General features: G+C 39.8%; 3 protein-coding genes. All 3 read right to left on the bottom strand.

The features are described 5' to 3' along the window. Window positions 1-152: 152 nt before the first annotated feature. Genes V6256_RS15025 through V6256_RS15015 form a run of 3 tightly spaced genes read right to left on the bottom strand, consistent with a single transcriptional unit; the run spans window position 153 to window position 2,693 of the window. The gene (locus V6256_RS15025) at window positions 153-260 is read right to left on the bottom strand and encodes a DUF2474 family protein (protein ID WP_341599083.1); all 108 of its coding nucleotides are present in this window, start codon (window positions 258-260) and stop codon (window positions 153-155) included. Then, entirely contained in the window at window positions 260-1,264 is a 1,005-nt protein-coding gene (gene cydB, locus V6256_RS15020) for a cytochrome d ubiquinol oxidase subunit II (RefSeq protein ID WP_341599082.1), read from the bottom strand. The genes V6256_RS15025 and cydB overlap by 1 nt, the downstream gene beginning before the upstream one ends. After that, window positions 1,254-2,693: a cytochrome ubiquinol oxidase subunit I gene (locus V6256_RS15015; protein ID WP_341599081.1), complete on the bottom strand. Its 1,440-nt coding sequence runs from the start codon at window positions 2,691-2,693 to the stop codon at window positions 1,254-1,256. The genes cydB and V6256_RS15015 overlap by 11 nt, the downstream gene beginning before the upstream one ends. Between the last annotated feature and the right edge of the window lie 814 nt (window positions 2,694-3,507).

Raw genomic sequence — 3,507 nt, 5'->3', positions numbered from 1 at the left:
AGAAAAGACAAGACACTCAATAATTTTAAATCGTAACCTTCTGAATTCATTACGATCAACTAATGGGTGTCCACAATTTTTTCACGATTTGTCTTTTAAAGTTTAGCTTTAATTTAACAGCCAGTTCTAGTGAACTTCAGCACACAAAACGATTAAAGAATCACTGATTTAATCAACATGGCCACAATAAATAGCGCCAACACACCAGCAAACCAAATACCGATAAACCAAGCGAGTTTTTTATATTTATTCAACGTCATTAGTGATACCCATCCTCAGGTCTTACTTTACCTCGGAATACCCAGTAGGCATAAGCGGTATAAATTAAAATAAGTGGTACTAATACTACCGTGCCCATTAAAGCGAATTTTAAACTTGAATCAGGTGCAGCAGCTTCAGTAATGGTTAAACTTGGCGGCACAATATTAGGATAGAAACTAATAAGAATACCGATAAAGCTAAGCACAAATAAACCAAGTGAAGCAAAAAATGGTTGCGCCTCTTTGCATTGTTTTAACCCGGTAAAGAGCAACCAAGTACATAAACCCACTAAAACAGGAACCAAAATACTAAAGATGCTGCCTGGTAACGAGAACCAGCGTTGGAAATAAGCCGGATCTTGAAAAGGCGTTAAGATACTAACAACACCTATAAATCCGAGGGTAGCAATGGCTAACCCTTTAGCATAACCGCGCATTCTGCTTTGCAACTCCCCTTCTGTTTTCATGATTAACCAAGTAGAGCCTAGCAAACCATAGCCTATGACAACAGCGACTCCAGTGAATAATGAAAACGGAGTCAACCAGTCCCACCAACCACCAGCGTAAGCTCGATTTACAACCTCGATACCTTGTACCAAAGCACCGAGAGAAATACCTTGCGTAAAGGCAGCTACCACAGATCCAGCGAAGAAAGAAAAGTCCCAAACAGGTTTCCAACGAACCGTTCTCCAACGATATTCAAAAGCGACACCTCTAAAAATTAACGCTAGCAACATCAATATAATAGGCATATACAAGGCAGGCATAATAACCGCGTAGGCGAGAGGAAAAACAGCAAACAAGCCACCGCCCGCCATGACTAACCAAGTTTCATTGCCATCCCAAACCGGTGCAATTGTATTCATCATGACCGACTTATCTTGCTCTGACTTAGCCGATGGAAATAAAATGCCAATGCCTAAATCAAAGCCATCTAAAATGACATAACAAAGTACGGCAAACGTGATTATAATTGCCCAGATAAATGATAATTCAAATTCCATGGTTACCTCCTTGGCCATCTGACTTATGGTCTGTGTGAGTTATATCAATGGTTTCAATAACTTGTTTTTCTGCGGTTCTAATAGGCCCGTCATTCATATCAACGCCAGATGCCTTCGGCAATTTGTTCATCAGCCTTAAGATGTAATATGTACCGGCTCCAAACACAAAGAAGTAAACAACAATAAATGCGATAAGGGAAACAGCGACAGCAGGCGCTGCAATTGGTGCAAGACTATCTGAAGTTCGCAATAAGCCATAGACAGTGAAAGGTTGACGACCGACTTCAGTAGTAACCCAGCCTGCTAATACGGCTACAAAGCCCATTGGTCCCATCACAATCGCAGCGCGCTTTAACCAATCATCATCATAAAGCTTGCCACGCATCCGTCTCCAAAAACTCCAAACGGCTAAGCCTAACATCGCAAAACCAAGAGCAACCATGATACGGAAGCTCCAGAAGACAATGGCAACAGGTGGCTCATCTTCATCTGCAATCGTATCTAAACCAGCAAGCGGCGCATTTAAATCATGCTTTAAAATTAAGCTAGACACCTTAGGTATCTGAATCGCGTAATCAATTGTCTTTTGTTCTGGATTAGGAATACCAAACAAGATAAGTGGTGCACCTTCAGGGTGACTATCATAATGCCCTTCCATCGCCATTACTTTGGCTGGTTGATGCTCTAACGTATTTAAACCATGAAAGTCTCCCACCACAATTTGTAAAGGGGCTGCAATCATTAACATGCCCATCGCCATTGAAAACATACGACGTGCAGCAACATCAGCTTTTCTTCTTAATAGGTGTAAAGCACCGACTGCCCCCACAACGAGAGCCGTTGTTAAGAAAGCGGCGACAACCATGTGTACTAAACGGTAAGGGAACGAAGGATTAAAAACGATCTGCATCCAATCCTCAGGTACAAACTGACCTAACTCATTAATGCTGTAGCCAGCAGGTGTTTGCATCCACGAATTAACCGATAAAATCCACGTCGCTGACATTAACGTACCAAAGGCAACCATACAGACGGCAAACATGTGTAGTTTATCGCCCACTCGCTCTCGTCCAAACAAAGCGATACCTAAAAACCCAGCCTCTAGGAAAAAGGCAGAAAGTACTTCATAGGCCATAAGTGGTCCAAGGACTGGCCCTGTTTTATCAGAAAACACCGACCAGTTAGTACCAAATTGATAGGACATCACAATACCGGAAACGACGCCCATACCGAAGGCAACCGCAAAAATCTTCTTCCAGTAATTGAATAAGAAAAGATAAGTTTTATCATGTGTTTTTAGCCACATACCATTTAACACAGCTAAATAACTGGCCAGCCCAATTGAAAAAGCTGGAAATATAATATGAAAGGAAACAGTAAATGCAAACTGCATTCTGGCAAGTGTCTCGGCGTTGAAACTTTCAAACATAATCATAGACCCCGTATAAGTTTGAATTTAAATTATGTTGAACTCCCGCAGCAATAAAATGAGTATTGAAACAAAAGTAACATCAAGCATATAACTTTTAAGTAGAAATGACGTTTACTTAATTTATCGCCATTGTGTTAATCATTAATAATTTGCTGGACCGAATATGCCGTAGACTCAATCTATTTTTGCGGATAAGTTAAAAAAGCGTTGCTCAATAGCACTCTAGAATTGCAAATATGTAAATGATGACCCCAATAGATACGTGATATATAAAGATAAAGTTCAGTTAACGAGTATATTTTTCAAACACATTCTCAGTATTTAATAGAAGAGAACTTCTTGTTTGACTGTAAGTTATTGGTAAGGAAGTATTTTTAGGAAGGTTGATTAATCAACAAAATTTTTGTCATCAGGCACTTTTGGGGCCCTCTTTAATTATCATTTTACTTAAGCGCTTTTATGGCGAAGTAACATTTATTCACTTTCCATAATCCAAAAAAACTAACCCAAACGTCCTGTTGAATTTTGCTAGAATCACTACCTGTTTTCGAAAAACTCAACGAAGAGCAACAGCATACCACCAATTTAATAATAGAATTAACCGTTAACGTATTGATATTAATAAGTTCAACATTTGGGTGTCCCTACCTTTCACAAGCTCAGCATTTGGGTGTCCACGATCTTTAAGTATTGAGTAAAATGCAAGGCACCCGATAGTTTTAAGCCGTAACCTTATGAATTAATTACGATCAACTAATGGGTGCTGAAATGGTCACTCCACCAAGGCATCGCAATGTGCCAAGATTAGATA

It is taken from the genome of Psychromonas aquatilis (genome assembly GCF_038155185.1).
In the GTDB taxonomy this organism is placed as follows: Bacteria; Pseudomonadota; Gammaproteobacteria; order Enterobacterales; family Psychromonadaceae; genus Psychromonas; species Psychromonas aquatilis.
This window is presented reverse-complemented; position numbering and strand designations above follow the sequence as displayed.

Coding starts and splice junctions, on each gene's coding strand:
- V6256_RS15015 (WP_341599081.1), bottom strand. CDS start 2,693: ATGTTTGAAAGTTTCAACGCCGAGACACTTGCCAGAATGCAGTTTGCA.
- cydB (WP_341599082.1), bottom strand. CDS start 1,264: ATGGAATTTGAATTATCATTTATCTGGGCAATTATAATCACGTTTGCC.
- V6256_RS15025 (WP_341599083.1), bottom strand. CDS start 260: ATGACGTTGAATAAATATAAAAAACTCGCTTGGTTTATCGGTATTTGG.